This is a genomic window from Salaquimonas pukyongi, assembly GCF_001953055.1.
Lineage (GTDB): Bacteria > Pseudomonadota > Alphaproteobacteria > Rhizobiales > Rhizobiaceae > Salaquimonas > Salaquimonas pukyongi.
The window spans coordinates 2,488,538-2,506,193 of record NZ_CP019044.1; the positions used below are offsets into that span (position 1 = coordinate 2,488,538).

The window sequence follows — 17,656 nt, forward strand, 5'->3', positions numbered from 1 at the left end:
AAGCCACAAGCAAGAGTGCCCTAATTGGTAACATCGATCCCTCCTGCAGCGCTTGCCAGAAGTTCGGTGATACGGGCGGCAGATTCCGGCTTCATTTCCATCATGATGGCGCTCGCTGCCCGCGAATCGAGCTTGGCGACAATGGCAGCAGAAAGCATCGGATTGAGTTCCATCATTTGCGATGCTGCCGCATCCGGCCGCATTTTCTGATAGACCTCGACCATCGTCTCATTGGCACTGGCAAGAAAAGCCTCTCTTCTTTCAAGCCAGCTCTTTAGCTCGCCAATTCTGCTTTCCAGTTCCGTCAGCTTGCCATCGACCTCGTCTTCGACCTTGGTCAGCGTTTCCTTGACCATAAGCCCCCGCAATTCGACAGCCGAGCTCGATATGTTCATGCAGTAGGCAAGCAGTTCGTTCTCACTGACCACGGTTCCCGTTTCCACCTGATCGATCTCGCCGTCAGCTCCCGTCACGGTGGCCGAGGCCTGAACCTGTTGGCCTGCCGCATAGGGATCGACAAGGATGGAAGTGTTCCCTGCTCCGTCCGTTTGCTGCGCAAACGCAACCGAAATGCTCAACAGGGCAAATGCTGCAAGCGGTACTGGCCGGAAGAACGGTATGCGGGAGCGGCCAAACCTCATTGCACCACAAGCTCCGCCTGCAGCGCGCCTGCCGTCCGCATCGCCTGCAATATGGCAATGATCGCGGTAGCATCCGCACCCATCATGTTAAGGCCGTTCACCAACTGCTGCAGATCGGTGCCATCGACAATGCTGATCGGATAGTCGCCGCTTTGAACGACAAGGTCCGTGCGCGGCACGACCACCGTTTCACCCCGTGAGAACGGATTTGGCTGGGAGACGGCGGGCTGTTCTGCAACACTGACCGTCAGCCCGCCATGGGTGATCGCCACCCTGGACACCTTGACGTCCGCACCGATGATGACCGTTCCCGTCCGCTCATCAACCACGATCCGGGCCGGTGTATCGGGAGAAATCATCAGCTTGCCGATGGAGGCATAAAACCGCGCCGGTGTTGAGGATTTCGGAACGGCGACACGCACGGACCGGTTATCGACTTCCTGGGCAAGCTTCTGGCCGAAGACTTCTCTGGTATACTGATTGATGCGGTCGGTAATGGAGATTGCCGTTTCGAAATCCGGATTGGAAAGCGAAAGAACCAGCAGGTCCTCGTCTGAAAAGCTGCCAGGGGCCGAACGTTCCACAATGCCTGCATTGGGAATGCGCGCCGCCGTTGGCGTGTTGTTGGAAATTTCTGCCGCATCACCTTCAGCAGCAAAGCCGCTCACCACAAGACTGCCCTGAGCCGACGCGTAGATTTTGCCATCACCGCCATAAAGCGGGGTAAACACCAGTGTTCCCCCACGCAGCGACGAGGCATCTCCGATCGAGGCAACGTTGACATCGATCCGCGTGCCCTTGTCGGCATAAGCCGGCAGGTCCGCCGTCACCAGAACCGCCGCAACGTTGTTGGTTCTGATATCCACCTCGTTGACGCCGACGCCGAGCTGATCGAGCATCGAACGGATGGAAGATTCAGAAAACGGCGAATTGCGCATGCTGTCGCCAGAGCCGCTGAGCCCGATTACCAATCCGTAGCCAACCAGCTGGTTGGGCCGGGCGCTCTGAATGCTGACAATGTCCTTGATGCGCACGTCCGCCTGCGCCGTGGCGAGCGGAAAGATCAAGCAGGCTGCTAGAAACAGACCTGAAACGATATTGGCAGCAATCCGTACAAACGCTGGCATCGCGCTTTCAACCTTTTCACACCTATTGCCGGCTGGCAGGTTGCAGACCGGCGGAAATCGTTCCGTCCGGCTGTGCCACCCCGGAAACAATCATTTTCGAGAACCGCGTTCTGACCCGCACCAGTTCCCCGGCCTTGGCCGAATTCAGCGGCTGTACCTCGGCCGTGATCAGAAGCGCGCCTTTTTCATAGCGCATGATGGTCGGCACATTGGCCTGCACGACATTTGGCTCGACCACCTGATTGAGCTGGATGGGGCGGTTGGGCAACAGCGTGGTTCTGGCCACCTTGCCCACGAGCCCCGGATGACCGGCAAACACGTGCACACGGCCAAGATAGGCCAATGGCACGCTGCGCGGCATCAACATTGCGGTTGTAATCTGCTGTCCGGGGTATATGACGCCATTGGGCACGGGAATATCGACAGTCTCCGCAGCCCTGACGGACACGGCAGCCAGAAACAGCCAGACAAGTGCTGGAAGGAACCGATTAATTATCCTGCGGCCGGTCACGGTCATGATGGTTTATCGAATACCCTTCGTGATGACGCTGCTCATTTCGTCGGCAGCCTGAATGACCTTGGAGTTCATTTCATAGGCACGCTGCGCTGAAATCATGTCTGCGATCTCACGCATCGGATCGACATTCGATGCTTCAAGATAGCCCTGGCTCAGGGTTCCAAATTCCGTACTGCCGGGTGTCCCCTGTGTCGCAGTGCCTGAAGCTTCAGTCTCCGCGAACAGATTGTTTCCAAGCGGCTCCAGACCCGCCTCATTGGCAAACCGGCTAAGGGTCAGTTGGCCGAGCTCCACCGGCGCCGTCAGATCGTCGATATAGGCATAGACCTGGCCTTCGCGTGTCACGGTCACCTTGGTCGCCTCGACCGGAACCGTAATCTGCGGCTGCACCAGATTGCCGCCAAGCGTCACCAACTGACCTTGTTCATTGAGATTGAAGGCCCCGGCTCTTGTGTAGATTGTCGACCCGTCAGGCGCAGCTACCTGAAACCAGCCCTCGCCATTGATCGCGATGTCGAAGGAGTTGCCGGTCTGGTTCATCACTCCCTGCAGATGAACATCACGGATCGCCGCCAGTTTGACACCGATACCGAGCTTTGCTCCCTCGGGAATGACTTCAAGGCCGGCCTGCCGCGCCATGCCGTGTGCCTGGATGGTTTCATACATGATGTCGGTAAATTCCGCCCGCGCACGCTTGAAGCCGGTTGTGTTGATGTTGGCGATGTTGTTGGCGATTACATCAAGATTGGTTTGCTGGGCTTTCATGCCCGTTGCAGCAATGGCCAAAGCGTTGATTGTCATGATTTATCCCCTCCGACCTGTGGTCAGATCTGCATTCTGCTGATTTCAAGATAGGCGTTGACGATCTTGTCACGCACGGAGACTGCCATGCGGATTGCCTGTTCGGCCTCCATGACGGCGGAAGCCACCTCATAGGCTGAAGCCTCGCCCTTGATGCCCTTGATCGACATGGCCTCTGCTGACTGAAGCGTATCGACGAAGTTCTTCCCGGTATCGGCAAGGTGCGTTGAAAGGCTCTGGCCCGCCGATGTCTCTTGCGCGCCAAAGGCTTTTTCAAGCGCAGCCGATTGCTGCAATCCCGACACCAGGGAGGTCATTTCTATTGCCATGGTTATCCTCGCATCATGTCGATCGCCATCGAGATCATCGACCTGGCGCGTTTCATCGACTGAAGATTGGCTTCATAGGAGCGGATTGTCTCGCGCATGTCCGCCATCTCCATGAACATGTCGACCTTGGGCATTTTCACCAGGCCGTTTTCATCGGCGGCAATGTGCCCCGGATTGCTGACCAGCCGGTATTCGTTGTTGAAGGAACCGATCTTGTCGAGCCTGACCGAGGTGACGTCGGACGAGCGGTCGACCATGGAGGCAAAGCTGACATATTTGCGCTGGTAAGGCTCCTCACCGGGCTTGGTCGGCGCCACTTCCGCATTGGCAATGTTCTCGGAGATTACCCGCATGCGCAGGCTCTGCAGCGCCAGCGCACTACCCGAAACGCTCATTGAGGCCTTGATCGGATCCATTCCCGGTTTCCTCAGCTACCGAACACCGAGATCACCATGCGGTGGAAGGACCGCATGACAGAGGTGTTGAGTTCAAATCCGCCGGCGGTCTCTCCCGCCTTGATCATCTCATTGGCAAGACTGACCGCAGTGCCTGAATGCAGCACATCCCACGGCTTGTCCTGATGAATGGAGATATCAGCGCCTTCGCCCGGCTTGTCGAAAGAAACATTGTTCAGCACCGTGTCGAAAGAGGTTACGTCGGAAGCCTTGAACCCCACCGTGTTCGCATTGGCGATATTCCCGGCAATCACCGATTGCCGCACGCTCGACCATTGCGCATGCACGTCAGCCAGTTTTCCAAGATAGATTTCCGACATAGCCCGTCAAAGACCTCCATATCCCGAAGTCAGGCTAGGCGGAGTGGCTTGCGTGAAGCTTGCTGCAGCAAGGGTGGGGAATGCCGATCGCCGATTCAGGCTGCCCTGCGGGCGGATTGAAGAGCATTCAACAGGCGCTGGTTGTTTTCCTGCGGCTGGGGCTCCTCACCGCCATCTGCTGCCTGAAATGCGATGTGGTGCAGCTCAACAGCCGTTTTTTCGCCATTGAGAACGAGCCTGAAGAACACGTGCAGGCTGTCGTCGGAAAACTCCAGGTCGATCGCGACAACCGGACTGCCCGACCAGGCTATCAGCGCATCACCGCTGCAGGAAAACTGCATGCTGCCGGAAGGAAAATTCGCCATCACCAGCCGGCAAATGTCCTCATACACCCCTGGCGACTGGCTCAGGTGAAAGAAGTTCGCATAGGAAAGGGGATCGATAAGGCGCAGATCCGATGCCAGTTTGCCGCAGGCTTCAGCAAGAATGCTCTCCCGCTCGGCAACGCAATTCGTGAAGGTCGCAATCATCGGCCCATTCGCGCCTTCTCGGTCTCCATGACCGTCTTGATGATCTGCGCAACCGGAACGTAAAACTCAACCGGCAAGTCGGCATCAACCCGCACCGCCTTGTACAAGGTACGGGCCAGAGGCTTGTCCTCGACAACATTGATTCCGTTTTGCTCGGCAATCTCCCTGATCTTCAGGGCGATCAAATCCTGTCCCTTGGCAAGAACTTTCGGCACACGGTCCTCCCCGTTTCGGTAACGCAGCGCGACCGCGAAGTGCGTGGGGTTGGCAATCACTACGGTCGCGTCGGGAACCTGACTCATCATCCTTGCGCGAGCCCTGCTTCGGGCAACCGCGCGTGTTTTTTGTTTGATCGCCGGATCACCTTCCGATTGCTTGTGTTCGTCCTTGACCTCCTGCTTCGACATTCGGATTTCACCGAACCAGCGGTGCCGTTCATAGAAAAAGTCCGCCGCACCGAGAATCATCACGAAGAACAGAATGCTGCCAATGACACTGAGAGACGCATCGAGGATGCTTGGCGGAATGGCAATGACCGGGCGCTGATAGAGCGACATGACGTCCTGCCACCACCATCCGAACACGGCAAGACCGACAATCAGCGCAGCGCCATATTTCGTCAGCGAGCGCAACAGCTCCACCACCGTATGCTTGCCAAACAGGCGGCCCAAACCTGCGGCGGGCGAAATCTTGCTGAACTTCGGGACAATCCGGTTCAAGACCAGCCTGGGTTGATTCTGAACGAGAGAGGCAATAACACCGGCGGCAATCAGCGGCAGGATTATCGGTGCCATTGCCAGTATCAGAAAGCGCGCGACCAGCGACATAAGGTTTTGCGCGTCCGACGGTGTATCGAGTGGCCAGTCATGCAAATTGCCCAGCAGGGATCGCAACAGGAGCGTCAAATCATAGATGAAATCGGGAAGGAAAAGCGAATAGGCAACCAATATGGCACCGATGGATGCAGCGGCGGCAAATTCCCGTGAAAAAGGAACATTGCCTTTGTCGAGCGTATCCTGCAACCGTTTCTCGGTTGGGTCTTCACTCTTGTCCGCTGCCTCTTCCGCCAAGAGATTTTACCCGTCAGCCGGAAGGCAGTTCGATAACGCCGTCCTTGGCCAGCGTTACGGCTGTTCCGGCGATCTTCCGGCGGGCGGTCTCGGTTCGCTCCTCTGAAATTCCGCCACGCCCAAGCTCGGATTCGACAATGCGGCGGTTGCGCTGGCTAAGGGGCGCCACAAGGGCCTCCGTGATATCGTCCGGTGCACCCGACAAGGCGGCAACAATGTCATCGGTCTCCAGTTTGTCGGCAAGCAAGGCAATATCCTTGGCTTCCAGCTTGTTCACATCGGAGAAGCGGAAAATCATCTTTCGAATTTCGGCGGCCAGCGCCGGATCCGTTCCCTCGATGGCTGCGAGCATTGCCTCTCCGTCTTCCTGCTGCAGAAAGGTTATCAGGGACACTGTCTTTTCAACCTGGGCATTGTCTTCCGACTCTGTGGCCTGGCCTGCCACCAGGCTGATCATGGATTTCCGGAGCGGCCCTTCCAGTTCGGGTTCAAGCTGTGTGCGGGTCAAGAAGGCTGCAACAATCCGGTTTCGCTTGTCAGCGTCCAATTCCCCGAGAACACTGGCAGCCATCTCGTCACGCAGTTCGCCCAGCAGCACAGCGCACATGGCCGGCGGTTCATTCTCGAAAAATGCCTTTACCGATTCAGGATCGGGTTCAAGAACTTCGGCTTCACCGGTGCCGCCATCCCCCGTCTTCGGTGTGCTCGGCTGATCCTTGTCACCCAGCAGGCTGGCAAAGTCATCGGCACCGACCGAAATCCCGCTTCGCTCGTAGTTCTCACCGAACTCCGACAGGAGCCTTGCCACCTGTCCGATGCTCAGGCCCGGCAGGCTCTTGGCTGCTGCAACAACGGCAGCCATTTCATCCTGATTGAAGTGCTCGGTCACGCGCCGGGCATTGTCCTTGCCCATTGCCAGCAGCAGGGCAGCCGCCTTCTGCGGCCCCGATAATCGCAAATCCTGCTGAGACGTTGTTGCCGCCATCGCTTCCCGCAACCCTCGCTTAGCCGTTGTCCACGATGCTTTCCAGACGGACACCGAAGCTTGGCGGGTCGCTTTCCACCACCACCAGCTGCCCATGTCCGATCAACTGGCCATTGGCCAGTATCTGCACCGGGTCGCCAATCTTCGAGTTCAGGGAAACCGTATCCCCCCGCTTTAGTTCGGAAAGTTGCGATACGGTCAGTGTGGCGCCGCCCAGCATCGCCTGAACCTTGACCTTGATGGACTGGATTCGGCCGGTGTCGAACAATGCGGCCGCAGCGCGGGAAGCATCTGGCGCCTCTCCGGCGGTCTCGGCTGCAGAACCCCCCGTGGAAGCCTGTTCTGCTGGAGCGGCGGCAACGGCTTCGCCGTCTCCCCCCTGGCTACCACCAGTCTGGCCATCAGCAGCCGGTTTCGCCGCAGTTGGGCTTGCTGCAACCGGCGCAGCTTCTGCCTGCATCTGTGCAGCCGAAGGAGCGCTTTCCTCCGCCGCCTGATCGACCATTGCATTTACGGCACTCCCGCCGCGTTCATTTTGCATCGGATCAGCCATTGGCCACCTTTTGTGCTGTCATGTGATTTGTGTTTGCCATCTGGCGTAATTCCTCGGCCAGTGCATCAGCCGCATTATCCAGCTCGCTGTCGGCGTTGCTCTGATGTCCGCCTGCCGTTTCGCCAAACAGTTCTTCAACTGCAACGACCTTGTCCTTGTTGTGAACCTGCGGGGCGGGCGCCTGCTGCGGCTGTTTTGAAAGCAGGCTTGCCAGCGGAACGGTTCCGACCCGGCCGGTTTGACCGGCCCCGAGAACCGGTGCCATGCGGAACCCGGCGCGTCGCGGCAAGCGCGAAGCAGGTTGAGAGGTTGCTCGCCTTTCCTGGCCATTGGTTTCCCGGCCTTGTTCCGGCGCACCCAGCATCTGCCCGATTTGTGCCGCCTGGCGGTTGAGCGAAGCCATCAGAACACGTTGATGGTCATGAGCCTTGCGCTGAAAGGCGAGGGATTCAAGGCCTGTTTGATGAACATTCTTCAACAGGTCGCCGGATTCGCGAAGCTGCTTGGAGTTGTGGTAATTCGTCTTGACGAGGATCGACACGGTATCGGAAAGCGCTTCCAGCCGCGAAGCCGTCTTGCGCCGGGCACGAACGGCAAACACCAGCCCTCCTGCGGCAACCGCAAGGATGCCCGCCAGCAACAACTGTTCGACAATACCGGTCATCGTGCCGCTCCATCATTGGTGTTCTTGATCGCGTGCCGTGCAACCATTCTCAGCCTGCCGTTTTCAACCTGCAGCGCACCGGAAAGAAACGGCCTCATCTCCGCATCGAGAATGCTAACATCCCCCATCAGTCCGCCCTCCCCCAACACCTGGCCGGGGGAAAGCTGATTGACGTCAGAAAGCGGAAACTCGGCTGAAAACAATTCGCAGTTGACCGCCACCGGGACATCGTCAATCGCCAGCTTTGCCGTTGCGCCCGCATGCGGATCGGGGGCGTCACTGTCTGTCGCCTGGGACCGGTTTCCGTGCCTTGAACCGGCAGCGCCGTCCTCTGCCATCGCAGTTTCCAGGATTTCCATCGGAAACAGCATTTCCACCGGCAGAACCAGCGTACCAGGCCTTACTTCAAACCTGACGAGCACCAGTTCATGTCCACGGTCGGCAAGATCCAGCACATCTTCCGGCTGGCAGATTTTGGCAGGCGCCGGCATCGCGATGGACTCGATCGGATCATCCGATGTGTAGAGCTTGCCAAGCAGGCGGTCCGCGACCACTGCGAGCAATTGTTTTTCAGAGTTGGCCAGCGGTCCGGAATCTGTTTCCTCGCCACCGGCTGCCGCTCCCATCATGGCCTGCGTCAGGGTGCGAAAAACCTTGTTCTGCATGCCGATGAAGCCGATTGGCTCACCCTGCGTGCTGTCAATCCGAGCGCAGGATTGCTGCTCCGGCGAAGGCTCCAGCCATGTTGATTCGAACATGCCGACGGAAACCAGGCCGGTTTTGCTGCGCTTGCGTACCAGGGTGGCCATCAATTCGTTGAGCGTAGTGCGGATCGTCTCGACGGCTGCCTCCACGCCGGCCAGCTCGGCATTGCCTTCATCGGCCTGGTCACGGGTTTTCAGCAATTCAATGAACATGTCGGCTTGTGAGGAGTCGACAAAGCTGCCATCGGCGGCGAGTTGGCTGTCTGAACCAAGGCCGATGTCATTTCCAGCAGAAGATTGGTTGCTTTCGCCTTGCATCGTTCAGCCGCCCCTCACTCCGCCGCCATCGGAACCGGTGCGTTGAGCATTTGCTCTTCGACCATTTCCAGGGTTGGGCGATCCTTGGAGGAAACGGTTTTGCGCCCGTATTCGACAGCCAGATGCGGCGTTGCCCCGTTCATGAAGGCAATCAGCGTCTGCTTGACCACCACAAAGCGCCGGTTCTGTTTTTCCCGCACCACCTTGATGGAAGTGGCGATCGGCCCGGCCAGGCCATAGGACATCAGGATACCGGCAAAGGTTCCCACCAATGCCGCACCAATCATGGCGCCCAGATATTCCGGCGGCTTGTCGAGCGAGCCCATCGCCTTGATGACACCCAGAACCGCGGCAACGATCCCGATCGCCGGCAACCCGTCGGCAACCGCCTGTACTGCCTGATAGGGCTTGAGCTTGTCGCGGGAAATCGTCGCAATCTCTTCTTCCATGAGCGCTTCGATTTCATGAGGCCGTGCATTGCCGAGAATGATCAGCCGCAGATAGTCGGTAATAAAACTGAGCAGGTCCGTGTCTTCCAGAATATCGGGAAACTGGGTGAAAACGGAGGATGATTCAGGATCGTCGATATGCGCCTCGATCTCGGCCCGTGTCTTGGAGCGCACTTCCTGCATCAAGACAAACAGCAAGCCGATAATGCTCAGATAGTCGCTGTTTTTTGGTGCTTTGGCCTTGAAGGCTTCAACGGTCGCCTTCCCGGTATCCTTGATCGTTGCCATGGGATTGGCAACGATGAAGGTGCCAACCGCAACACCCCCGATAATGAAATACTCCCAGGGCTGCATCAGAACGCCGAGTTTCCCGCCCATCGCAGCAAACCCGCCAAGCAGGCATCCGAAAACAACAACCAGACCTATAATGATCGTCATTCCGGCAACTCTCCGTATCTTCCCAGTAAACCTGCCCAGTAACCCTGCCGATGCAGGCTATATTCTGGAATAGGCACTGCAGCTTGCGCGAAGCTGAATTTTCCACCTTCGCTGCAGGCGAATGATCGTTTCAGCCAAAGGAGAGAAGTTCACCAGCTTTGCACAAGGATGCGAGGTTTTACTGCCTCCGGTAGCAATGACCAGCAGGACCCCTGATGCAGGCCTTGACCGTCTACAAGCTGTTTGCGGCGGATTCAGAACGCACACTGGCAGACATATCCCGGCGTCCCCAGGTCAGCCGGGAAGTCGAATATTATCGTCAAACGATCGATGGAATAGACAGCGCCGAAGCACTCGTTTCAGATCGCCGCGTCCTGGACTTCGTCATGCGGGCCTATGGCCTTGAAGAACTGTCCTATGCCAAGGCGCTGGTCAGAAAAGTGCTTGAGGAAGGCATTGACGACCCCGAAGCCCTTGCCAACCAGATGACCGACCCGCGCTTTAAGGAACTTGCGGCCGATTTCAACTTCGCACGCTACGGGGAGACCACTACCACATTCGAACGGACACGCTCCGGCGTCATCGACAAATATCTTGTGCAGACGATGGAAATCGATGCCGGCAACCAGAACGACGGTGCCCGGCTTGCGATGTACTTTGAGCGCAAGGCCGAAGACATCACCACCGCCTACGACATTCTGGCCGACCCCGCTTTGCTTCAGGTTGTCCAGACCGTCTTCCAGCTGCCGGCGGAAATGAGCTTCCGCCCCATCGAAGACCAGGCAGAAATGATCGACCAGCGGCTCGACATCACCGAATTGTCCGATCCTCAAAAGGTGGATGAACTCATAGACCGCTTTCTGCCGCTCTGGGATCTCTCTAATGCGCCGCCCGTTACCATTCCGCCGCTGATTTCCGGCGCTGGAGGCATTACCGGGTTTTCCGTCGACTTGCTCGCTTCCCTGCAAAATTTCAAGAAACTCTGAAGGCACTTTCATGGACACCTCCATTTCCGTCGCCCTATCGGCCCAGCGCACATTCCTGCGGCAGCTCGATGTCGTCGCCAACAATATCGCCAATGCCAACTCGGTCGGTTTTCGTTCAGAATCGGTGGATTTTGAGAGCATTGTCTCCAACGCGACGCCGGACAGAACGCATTTCGTGGAAGTTGCCGATGTCCAGTTCTCCCATTCTGAAGGCGCCAAGATACAGACCGGCAATGCGCTGGACATAGCCATTACCGGAAAGGGCTATCTTTCCCTGCAGACTCCCGCCGGCACCGTCTACACAAGGGATGGCCGCATGATGGTAAGTCCCTTCGGCGAACTGCAGAGCCTGGAGGGCTATCCGGTGCTGGACGCGTCCGGCGCACCCATCCTGGTGCCCTCCCGTGGCAAGGACATCGTTGTTCACGGCGACGGACGAATTCTTGATGGCGGCAAGACCGTCGGCAATATCGGGGTGTTTGATCTTCCGCCCGAAATGGTCAGCGCCCGCTATGGCAATTCCGCTTTCACGGCAAAACAGGAACTTCAGCCGATAGCCCTTGGCGCAAACACCTCCATCGCGCAGGGCTATGTGGAAGCTTCCAACACAGACCCGATGCGCGAGCTGGCCAACCTGATCACGGTACAGCGCAATTTTGAGGCGGTCAGCGACCTGATCGAAAAAGCCGACGGCGCGGTTAGAAAGTCCGTCGATGTACTTTCCCAGCGCAGTTAACCTTTGATAGGACCGGCACAGCCGTACTCAACATACTGGCACGAAACTTGAACCCCGTTGCACAGATTGCAATGGGAGTGCCAAAATGGTGCGCTGGAAAAATCGCTCAATTGATGAATTGAACAACACTGAACTCAAAACCGCCCTGTCGGAACTGGTCGGCATGCAGCTTGGTCAGAAGTCCACGCCAGAATCGATGATTGTCGACGGGTACTGGCTGGGGCTGGCAACCGGGCTTTTCGCAGCTTTTGCCGGCCTTGCGGTTGCCGCGCTCATCATGTGAGCGAGCCTGAAAGGCAGTACTGCCGGTTATTCCTCTTTGCCCGGCTTTTCGTCGTCATCTTCGAGAATGCGCGCTGCAGCGCCGTCAAGATCCTCATACTGTCCCGAATTGAGACTCCAGATAAAGGCGACCAGTCCGGCCAATCCCATCAGCAGCGCCACGGGAATCAGAAACAGCAGTACATTCATGTTGCCTGGTTCCCGATCGCGTGGCCGGTTCGCCGGTCTTCCCGCATGGTTGCATTGCGGCGTTTTCGCACGCCAAAGCGCGACAGCCGCAAGCTGTTTGTCACGACCACGATGGAAGAAAGCGACATGGCGATCGCCGCAAACAGCGGGGTTACCAGACCGAGGAAAGCCAGCGGCACCGCGATACAGTTGTAAAGGATGGCAAGACCGAAATTCTGCCGCACCAGCCTTCCCGCAAACCGCGACAGTCGAAAGGTGAAGGGAACCGCGTCAATGCCGTCCCGCGTAAACACAAAATCCGCCGCAGCCCGGCCGATATCGGAAGCAGACGCTGGTGCCATGGAGGCATAACCAGCCGCAAGGCTCGGGGCATCGTTAAGCCCGTCTCCGATCATCAGCGGCCGGGCCCCTTGTTCCTTCAGCGCCTCGATCCGCGCGATCTTGTCCGCCGGTTTCTGTTCCGCCATCCAGCGTTGCAGTCCAAGTTTTTTGGCAATCGCCTCCACAGGGCCCGGCTTGTCGCCGGAAAGCAGCTCGGCGGCGATGCCATCTGCCTCAAGTTCCCTGATGGCAGCGCCTGCATCCTCCCGGACCCGCTCGCGAATTTCGCAATGTATCAGGCCGCCGCCTTCTTCAGCAAAGGAGATACCGGAGGAAGCCCGGTCCGGCACTTCGCCTTTTGCGATCTTCGCCACCCACGCCTGATTTCCGAGGCGAACCCGCTTTCCGCCTGCAAGCGCCTCAATACCGCAGCCCGCAACCTCGCGCACATCATCAAGCGGCAGTACGGCGCGCTCGCCAAGGTGCTGAACCAGTGCCCGCGATGCCGGATGCGAGGACAGCACCGCCAGCGAATAGGCCATCTGCTCATGGCGCACGCTCGAAAACGGCGCGCGCACAATCTGGGGAATTGCATGGGTCAGCGTTCCGGTCTTGTCGAAGACCGCATGGTCGATTTCCGCCATCCGTTCCAGGGCGCTGCCATCACGGACGAGAATTCCCTCCTCGAACAGCCGGGCAGCAGCAACGACATGCACCACGGGAACGGCAAGACCGAGTGCACAAGGGCAGGTGATAATCAGCACGGATATCGCCACATAAAGCGCCTGATGCCAGTCCCCGTTGATGGCCATCCATACCAGGAAGGCAACGAGCGCCAGCAGATGAACAGCCGGGGCATAAATCTGCGCCATCCGGTCGGCAATGCGCATGTAGTGGCCGCGCCCTTTCTCCGCCGCAGCCAGCATGGTGGAGACTTCGGCCAGAAAGGACTGTGAGGCCGGCCGCAGGACCTCGATATCAAGCGGCCCCGTCAGGTTGTAGGTGCCAGCCTGCAAGGCATCGCCCTTGCCCAAAATGGCCGGCTGGTTTTCGCCGGTAACAAGGGAAAGGTCGAGATCGCTTGATCCCTTGACGATCACACCGTCTACCGGGATCCGCTCCCCCGGCAAAACGCGGATGCGCATCCCAGGTTCGATCTCGTCGATGGGACGGTACACCGTTTTTCCATCCGGGCCGACCGTATTGGCACCCTTAACCGCAAGGCGGCTCAGCCCGATGACGGCATTTCTCGCCCGGTCGCGCATCATCTGGTCGAGATAGCGCCCGATCAGCAGAAAGAACAGCAGGGATACCGCCGCATCGAAATAGGCTTCCTGACCATGGTTCAGCGTTTCATATAGGCTCATCCCCACGGCAAGAAGCACTGCAAGCGATATCGGCACATCCATGTTGAGATGGCCGCCGCGAAGGGCCGACCAGGCCGAGCGGAAAAAGATACGCCCCGAATAGGCAACGGCCGGAATGGCAATGAGCGCGGAAATCAGATGGAACAGGTCACGGGTTGCCCCATCAGCCCCCGACCAGGTCGACACCGAAAGCAGCATCACGTTCATGGCTGCAAAACCGGCAACCGCCAATGCGCGAAGCAACTCCGAGGCCGCCTTTTTGTCATTTTCGTCCGGAGCGTCGTTGAGAGGATAGGCCTGATAGCCGAACCCTTCCAGCGCCTCGACCACATTGAGGACCGGAACCGCGTCGCTCTCCAGCAACACAGAGATGCGTTTCAGCGTGAGATTGACCCGAACCTCGCGCACGCCCGGCAGTTTCGCCAGATTGCGTTCGATGATGGATATACAGCCACCGCAATGGATCGACGGGCTCGACAGTGTAAAGTGCACACTGCCATCCGGCTGCCGCACGCCCTGCCTTGAAAGCTCTTCGGCCCGAGCAAGACGTGTCAGCTCACGGGACGTTCCCGCCACCTGCTCGCCAGCAACATTTCCGCCACAGCACGTCATTTCACATCAGGCACCACAAAACGAATGGCATGTTCCCAGGTCTTTTCCGGCGTATCCGCCGTCTTCAACTCGGCGCGCCAGATACCGCTGGAAAGCTGCGTTTCAGCCCTGTAGATGCCGCCGCCAGACGGAACGAATACCACCGCGCGATCCTCTGATTCGAAAGCCGGGCGCCCAACCCGGGCTTCCAGCACATTCAGCACCACCGGCTTGCCGTCGGCATCTTCAAGCTGCACCGCCAGAACACCTTCCTGATATTCAATGCCCGCTTTCCAGCCCAGGGCGATCTGGCGTCTGCGTTCGGCTTGTTTGTCGTTGAACTTCTGGCTCGCCACATAGGAATTCTTGACCACAAGTCCGGTCCAGCTCGAATTCGCATACCAGGCCAGCGTCAGGTTGACCGATACGATCACACCGAAAAATGCCACCATGATGGCCAGCATGTGCCAACCGGTGAACTTCTCCATACGCAAAAATTCAGACATTTTCATATTCACCTTATACCACTATTTGGTCGGCGCTTCGAACACAGCATCATAGGCATCTCGCTCGAAAGACTGCTTGTCCTCTGCAATGAACTGGAAGCTGCGCTTTCCTGGGCTGACGCGGTCCCTGGGAACGGAAACGAACACCCGCAGCGACCTCAGCTTGTCCGGCTCAACCGGAATGGCAAAGCTCACCCCGTCGGGCTGGTCGATTTCGTTGATGCTCATCGTCGCGCCCGGCAATCCATCAAGGCTGAGAAAGATCGTACGCGGCTCGGGGATCATGTTCAGCAACTTGACGGTATAACCGTTGCGGATCGAGCCGTCGGAAAGCTGCACAAAGACTGGGTTGCGATCGTGCTGAACGTTGACTTCCAGCCGGTCGCGCGCCGTCAGCGCAATCAGGATACCAAGGCCGATCAGCCCCCAGACCAGAAAATAGACCATCGTGCGCAACCGGAAGAAGATACGCCAGTCGAAATGCATGACCGCATCGACAAACTTGTTGTCCCTGCGCACCCTCTCGGGGTGAATTTCACCATCCACGCCACGCGCAATCGCCATGTTGTGGTTGTACTCGCGCAACGTAGCGTAGGAGATCAGATCCCTGGGCCTGCCGATCTTGTCCATGATGTCGTTGCAGGCATCGATGCACAGGGCACAGGTGATACATTCCAGTTGCTGCCCGTCCCGGATGTCGATCCCCGTCGGGCACACCGCGACACAGGCATTGCAGTCAATGCAATCACCCGCCGCATCACCGGCAGCAGCGGCCTTCTTCAGGCCTTTTGTCCGCGGTTCACCGCGCCAGTCATTATAGGTGACAACCAGCGAATCCTCATCCAGCATGGCCGCCTGAATGCGCGGCCAGGGACACATGTATATGCACACCTGTTCGCGCATGATGCCGCCGAACAGGTAGGTGGTCGCGGTCAGCACGCCGACTGTACCGTAGGCCACAAACGGCGCCTTGAAGGTCAGGAAGTCCTTCAGCAGGGTCGGTGCATCGGCAAAATAGAAAATCCATGCCCCGCCGGTCAGTACGGCAATGACAATCCAGGTCGCGTGTTTGAAAACCCGCTTGCGGATCTTTTCAAATGTCCATGGCGCCTTGTCGAGGCGGATGCGGGCATTGCGATCGCCTTCAAAAAAGCGCTCGACGACCAAAAACAGGTCAGTCCACACCGTCTGGGGACAGGTGTAACCGCACCAGGCCCGCCCGGCTACCGAAGTAACCAGAAACAGGCCGATGCCGGCCATAACCAGCAGACCGGCAATGAAGATGAATTCCTGCGGCCAGATTTCGATAAAGAAGAAATAGAACCGGCGGCTGGGAAAATCGATCAGAACCGCTTGATCCGGCGCAAACTCGCCCCGGTCCCAGCGTAGCCACGGCGTGATGTAGTAGATGCCGAGCGTAATGGCCATAATGATCCATTTGAGCCGGCGAAACGTCCCCTGGACCCGCTTGGGGTGCACTTTCTCGCGAGCAGCATAAAGCGGCTGGGCCTTTTGTTTTGCCCCCGCATTTACTGCCTTGACATCATGCGGTTCGATATCAGGCTGCTTAAGCAATGTGGTACTCATTTCGGCCCTGCCGCTGTTTTGATAAATGCCGGGATCAAACCCCAGCCTGTGTATCCCTGGGAGCGTCCTGGCGACCTTGATCCAAGTCAACCAAAAAAAAGGCCGGGAATACCCGGCCTTTTGTCACTGCGTCGTTTTGTGGCGCTTACTCGCCGCCGCCCAGTGAGTGGATATAGACGGCAAGCTGTTTGACCGTCGCTTCGCCAAGCCGTTCACCCCAGGCCGGCATGACACCGTGTTTGGGCTTGTTGAGTTGGGCAACGATATCGCTGTGCTCACCGCCATAGAGCCAAATCGCATCAGCAAGCCGGGGGCCGCCCAATTCACGCAGGCCTTCGCCATTGTCGCCGTGGCAGGCAGCGCAATTGTCTTCAAACACAACCTGCCCGCGGTCTGCGCCAGCCGCATCGAACTCCTGACCGGAAATCTTGCGGACATACCATGCAACGTCGCTGATTTCCTCCTTGCTCAGGATTTCAACGGCGCCATAGGCCGGCATCTCGGAGACGCGCGTGTCATCATCACCCGCATGACGGATGCCGTGAGCGATGGTGGTGTAGATGTCTTCAACCGTACCACCCCAGATCCAGTCATCGTCATTGAGGTTGGGGTACCCTGGAGAACCGGTTGCACCCGAACCGTGACACTGCACGCAGTTCACCTTGTAGGCGGCGCTTCCGCCGGCAATGGCAAACTGGGTCAGTTCAGCGTCTGACTGAATCTCCGAAACCTCAATGGTAGCCAGCTTGTCGAGAAACACCGCCTGGGCTTCCTTCGCCGCATCGATATCCTGCTGGAGCGTTGCCCTGCTCGACCAGCCAAGCAACCCTCCAGTGGAGGAACTGATCAAGGGCCATGCAGGATAGAACACGGTATAGGCCAGTGCCCATACGATGGTGGCATAGAAGGTCCAAAGCCACCACCGCGGCATCGGGTTGTCCAGTTCCTTGATGCCATCCCAGCTGTGGCCAGTGGTCTCGACACCGGAAACCTCGTCGATTTCACGACCGGTTTTTTTGTCATCGGCCATCATTCATTCTCCTTGAACGGAATGTTTGCGGCATCTTCGCTCATTTTCTTCGAGCCGGGCCGGAACGCCCAGACCACGACCCCGACAAAAATGAGGAACATATAGAGCAGCCCCCAACTGTCGGCGAAGGTACGCATTGATTGATAGTCAAAGTCCATTG

At 57.9% G+C, this 17,656-nt stretch carries 23 protein-coding genes; 3 read left to right on the forward strand and 20 right to left on the reverse strand.

The genetic code is table 11. The annotated features are described in order from the left end of the window. Positions 1–20: 20 nt before the first annotated feature. The 14 genes from BVL55_RS11890 to motA all read right to left on the reverse strand — a co-directional run bounded on the left by BVL55_RS11890 (position 21) and on the right by motA (position 9,901). Complete coding sequence (locus BVL55_RS11890) at positions 21–641, reverse strand: MotE family protein (RefSeq protein WP_075997077.1); 621 nt, start codon at positions 639–641, stop codon at positions 21–23. After that, positions 638–1,768: a flagellar basal body P-ring protein FlgI gene (locus tag BVL55_RS11895; protein ID WP_075997078.1), complete on the reverse strand. Its 1,131-nt coding sequence runs from the start codon at positions 1,766–1,768 to the stop codon at positions 638–640. Before BVL55_RS11895 ends, BVL55_RS11890 begins: the two co-directional genes overlap by 4 nt. A 22-nt stretch (positions 1,769–1,790) precedes the next feature. After that, positions 1,791–2,285 carry a flagellar basal body P-ring formation chaperone FlgA gene (gene flgA, locus BVL55_RS11900; protein WP_075997079.1) on the reverse strand — a complete coding sequence of 165 codons (495 nt, stop codon included), beginning with the start codon at positions 2,283–2,285 and terminating at the stop codon, positions 1,791–1,793. A gap of 6 nt (positions 2,286–2,291) precedes the next feature. After that, positions 2,292–3,080 (reverse strand): flagellar basal-body rod protein FlgG, encoded by a 789-nt coding sequence (flgG, locus tag BVL55_RS11905; protein WP_075998121.1) that lies wholly within the window; start codon positions 3,078–3,080, stop codon positions 2,292–2,294. Positions 3,081–3,109: 29 nt separating this feature from the next. Further along, positions 3,110–3,415, reverse strand: a complete 306-nt coding sequence (gene fliE / locus BVL55_RS11910; protein WP_075997080.1) for a flagellar hook-basal body complex protein FliE — start codon at positions 3,413–3,415, stop codon at positions 3,110–3,112. Positions 3,416–3,417: 2 nt separating this feature from the next. Continuing rightward, positions 3,418–3,831, reverse strand: coding sequence for a flagellar basal body rod protein FlgC (gene flgC / locus BVL55_RS11915; protein WP_075997081.1), 414 nt, complete (start codon positions 3,829–3,831; stop codon positions 3,418–3,420). 11 nt (positions 3,832–3,842) lie between these two features. Then, entirely contained in the window at positions 3,843–4,190 is a 348-nt protein-coding gene (locus tag BVL55_RS11920) for a flagellar basal body protein (protein WP_075997082.1), read from the reverse strand. Positions 4,191–4,285: 95 nt separating this feature from the next. Continuing rightward, entirely contained in the window at positions 4,286–4,720 is a 435-nt protein-coding gene (locus BVL55_RS11925) for a hypothetical protein (protein WP_075997083.1), read from the reverse strand. After that, positions 4,717–5,790, reverse strand: a complete 1,074-nt coding sequence (locus tag BVL55_RS11930) for an EscU/YscU/HrcU family type III secretion system export apparatus switch protein (RefSeq protein ID WP_075997084.1) — start codon at positions 5,788–5,790, stop codon at positions 4,717–4,719. The genes BVL55_RS11925 and BVL55_RS11930 overlap by 4 nt, the downstream gene beginning before the upstream one ends. A 13-nt stretch (positions 5,791–5,803) precedes the next feature. Continuing rightward, a complete protein-coding gene (locus tag BVL55_RS11935) occupies positions 5,804–6,775 on the reverse strand; it encodes a FliG C-terminal domain-containing protein (protein ID WP_075997085.1) in 972 nt (323 codons plus the stop codon). 19 nt (positions 6,776–6,794) lie between these two features. Next, positions 6,795–7,328 (reverse strand): FliM/FliN family flagellar motor switch protein, encoded by a 534-nt coding sequence (locus tag BVL55_RS11940; RefSeq protein ID WP_075997086.1) that lies wholly within the window; start codon positions 7,326–7,328, stop codon positions 6,795–6,797. After that, positions 7,321–7,992 carry a hypothetical protein gene (locus BVL55_RS11945; RefSeq protein ID WP_075997087.1) on the reverse strand — a complete coding sequence of 224 codons (672 nt, stop codon included), beginning with the start codon at positions 7,990–7,992 and terminating at the stop codon, positions 7,321–7,323. The genes BVL55_RS11940 and BVL55_RS11945 overlap by 8 nt, the downstream gene beginning before the upstream one ends. Next, positions 7,989–9,014 (reverse strand): hypothetical protein, encoded by a 1,026-nt coding sequence (locus tag BVL55_RS11950; RefSeq protein WP_075997088.1) that lies wholly within the window; start codon positions 9,012–9,014, stop codon positions 7,989–7,991. Before BVL55_RS11950 ends, BVL55_RS11945 begins: the two co-directional genes overlap by 4 nt. Positions 9,015–9,028: 14 nt before the next feature. Then, positions 9,029–9,901 carry a flagellar motor stator protein MotA gene (gene motA / locus BVL55_RS11955; protein ID WP_075997089.1) on the reverse strand — a complete coding sequence of 291 codons (873 nt, stop codon included), beginning with the start codon at positions 9,899–9,901 and terminating at the stop codon, positions 9,029–9,031. 215 nt (positions 9,902–10,116) lie between these two features. Here motA and BVL55_RS11960 point away from each other — a divergent pair, with 215 nt between their 5' ends. From BVL55_RS11960 to BVL55_RS11970, 3 genes are all read left to right on the forward strand, one after another. Further along, positions 10,117–10,887 carry a DUF1217 domain-containing protein gene (locus BVL55_RS11960; protein ID WP_083649513.1) on the forward strand — a complete coding sequence of 257 codons (771 nt, stop codon included), beginning with the start codon at positions 10,117–10,119 and terminating at the stop codon, positions 10,885–10,887. 10 nt (positions 10,888–10,897) lie between these two features. Beyond that, a complete protein-coding gene (locus tag BVL55_RS11965) occupies positions 10,898–11,623 on the forward strand; it encodes a flagellar hook-basal body complex protein (RefSeq protein WP_075997091.1) in 726 nt (241 codons plus the stop codon). An 85-nt stretch (positions 11,624–11,708) separates the two neighbouring features. After that, positions 11,709–11,906 carry a hypothetical protein gene (locus BVL55_RS11970; protein WP_075997092.1) on the forward strand — a complete coding sequence of 66 codons (198 nt, stop codon included), beginning with the start codon at positions 11,709–11,711 and terminating at the stop codon, positions 11,904–11,906. A 26-nt stretch (positions 11,907–11,932) separates the two neighbouring features. Here the strand turns inward: BVL55_RS11970 and ccoS are convergent, their stop codons facing one another. From ccoS to BVL55_RS12000, 6 genes are all read right to left on the reverse strand, one after another. Next, entirely contained in the window at positions 11,933–12,094 is a 162-nt protein-coding gene (gene ccoS / locus BVL55_RS11975; protein ID WP_075997093.1) for a cbb3-type cytochrome oxidase assembly protein CcoS, read from the reverse strand. Next, the gene (locus BVL55_RS11980; RefSeq protein ID WP_083649514.1) at positions 12,091–14,394 is read right to left on the reverse strand and encodes a heavy metal translocating P-type ATPase; all 2,304 of its coding nucleotides are present in this window, start codon (positions 14,392–14,394) and stop codon (positions 12,091–12,093) included. The genes ccoS and BVL55_RS11980 overlap by 4 nt, the downstream gene beginning before the upstream one ends. After that, a complete protein-coding gene (locus BVL55_RS11985; protein WP_075997094.1) occupies positions 14,391–14,879 on the reverse strand; it encodes a FixH family protein in 489 nt (162 codons plus the stop codon). Before BVL55_RS11985 ends, BVL55_RS11980 begins: the two co-directional genes overlap by 4 nt. A gap of 21 nt (positions 14,880–14,900) precedes the next feature. Next, positions 14,901–16,466 carry a cytochrome c oxidase accessory protein CcoG gene (ccoG, locus tag BVL55_RS11990; protein ID WP_075997095.1) on the reverse strand — a complete coding sequence of 522 codons (1,566 nt, stop codon included), beginning with the start codon at positions 16,464–16,466 and terminating at the stop codon, positions 14,901–14,903. A gap of 145 nt (positions 16,467–16,611) precedes the next feature. Then, positions 16,612–17,496 carry a cytochrome-c oxidase, cbb3-type subunit III gene (gene ccoP, locus BVL55_RS11995; protein WP_075998123.1) on the reverse strand — a complete coding sequence of 295 codons (885 nt, stop codon included), beginning with the start codon at positions 17,494–17,496 and terminating at the stop codon, positions 16,612–16,614. Further along, a complete protein-coding gene (locus BVL55_RS12000) occupies positions 17,496–17,654 on the reverse strand; it encodes a cbb3-type cytochrome c oxidase subunit 3 (RefSeq protein WP_075997096.1) in 159 nt (52 codons plus the stop codon). The genes ccoP and BVL55_RS12000 overlap by 1 nt, the downstream gene beginning before the upstream one ends. Between the last annotated feature and the right edge of the window lie 2 nt (positions 17,655–17,656).

Coding starts and splice junctions, on each gene's coding strand:
- BVL55_RS11890 (WP_075997077.1), bottom strand. CDS start 641: ATGAGGTTTGGCCGCTCCCGCATACCGTTCTTCCGGCCAGTACCGCTT.
- BVL55_RS11895 (WP_075997078.1), bottom strand. CDS start 1,768: ATGCCAGCGTTTGTACGGATTGCTGCCAATATCGTTTCAGGTCTGTTT.
- flgA (WP_075997079.1), bottom strand. CDS start 2,285: ATGACCGTGACCGGCCGCAGGATAATTAATCGGTTCCTTCCAGCACTT.
- fliE (WP_075997080.1), bottom strand. CDS start 3,415: ATGGCAATAGAAATGACCTCCCTGGTGTCGGGATTGCAGCAATCGGCT.
- flgC (WP_075997081.1), bottom strand. CDS start 3,831: ATGGATCCGATCAAGGCCTCAATGAGCGTTTCGGGTAGTGCGCTGGCG.
- BVL55_RS11920 (WP_075997082.1), bottom strand. CDS start 4,190: ATGTCGGAAATCTATCTTGGAAAACTGGCTGACGTGCATGCGCAATGG.
- BVL55_RS11925 (WP_075997083.1), bottom strand. CDS start 4,720: ATGATTGCGACCTTCACGAATTGCGTTGCCGAGCGGGAGAGCATTCTT.
- BVL55_RS11935 (WP_075997085.1), bottom strand. CDS start 6,775: ATGGCGGCAACAACGTCTCAGCAGGATTTGCGATTATCGGGGCCGCAG.
- BVL55_RS11940 (WP_075997086.1), bottom strand. CDS start 7,328: ATGGCTGATCCGATGCAAAATGAACGCGGCGGGAGTGCCGTAAATGCA.
- BVL55_RS11945 (WP_075997087.1), bottom strand. CDS start 7,992: ATGACCGGTATTGTCGAACAGTTGTTGCTGGCGGGCATCCTTGCGGTT.
- BVL55_RS11950 (WP_075997088.1), bottom strand. CDS start 9,014: ATGCAAGGCGAAAGCAACCAATCTTCTGCTGGAAATGACATCGGCCTT.
- motA (WP_075997089.1), bottom strand. CDS start 9,901: ATGACGATCATTATAGGTCTGGTTGTTGTTTTCGGATGCCTGCTTGGC.
- BVL55_RS11960 (WP_083649513.1), top strand. CDS start 10,117: ATGCAGGCCTTGACCGTCTACAAGCTGTTTGCGGCGGATTCAGAACGC.
- BVL55_RS11965 (WP_075997091.1), top strand. CDS start 10,898: ATGGACACCTCCATTTCCGTCGCCCTATCGGCCCAGCGCACATTCCTG.
- BVL55_RS11970 (WP_075997092.1), top strand. CDS start 11,709: ATGGTGCGCTGGAAAAATCGCTCAATTGATGAATTGAACAACACTGAA.
- ccoS (WP_075997093.1), bottom strand. CDS start 12,094: ATGAATGTACTGCTGTTTCTGATTCCCGTGGCGCTGCTGATGGGATTG.
- BVL55_RS11980 (WP_083649514.1), bottom strand. CDS start 14,394: ATGACGTGCTGTGGCGGAAATGTTGCTGGCGAGCAGGTGGCGGGAACG.
- BVL55_RS11985 (WP_075997094.1), bottom strand. CDS start 14,879: ATGTCTGAATTTTTGCGTATGGAGAAGTTCACCGGTTGGCACATGCTG.
- ccoG (WP_075997095.1), bottom strand. CDS start 16,466: ATGAGTACCACATTGCTTAAGCAGCCTGATATCGAACCGCATGATGTC.
- ccoP (WP_075998123.1), bottom strand. CDS start 17,496: ATGGCCGATGACAAAAAAACCGGTCGTGAAATCGACGAGGTTTCCGGT.
- BVL55_RS12000 (WP_075997096.1), bottom strand. CDS start 17,654: ATGGACTTTGACTATCAATCAATGCGTACCTTCGCCGACAGTTGGGGG.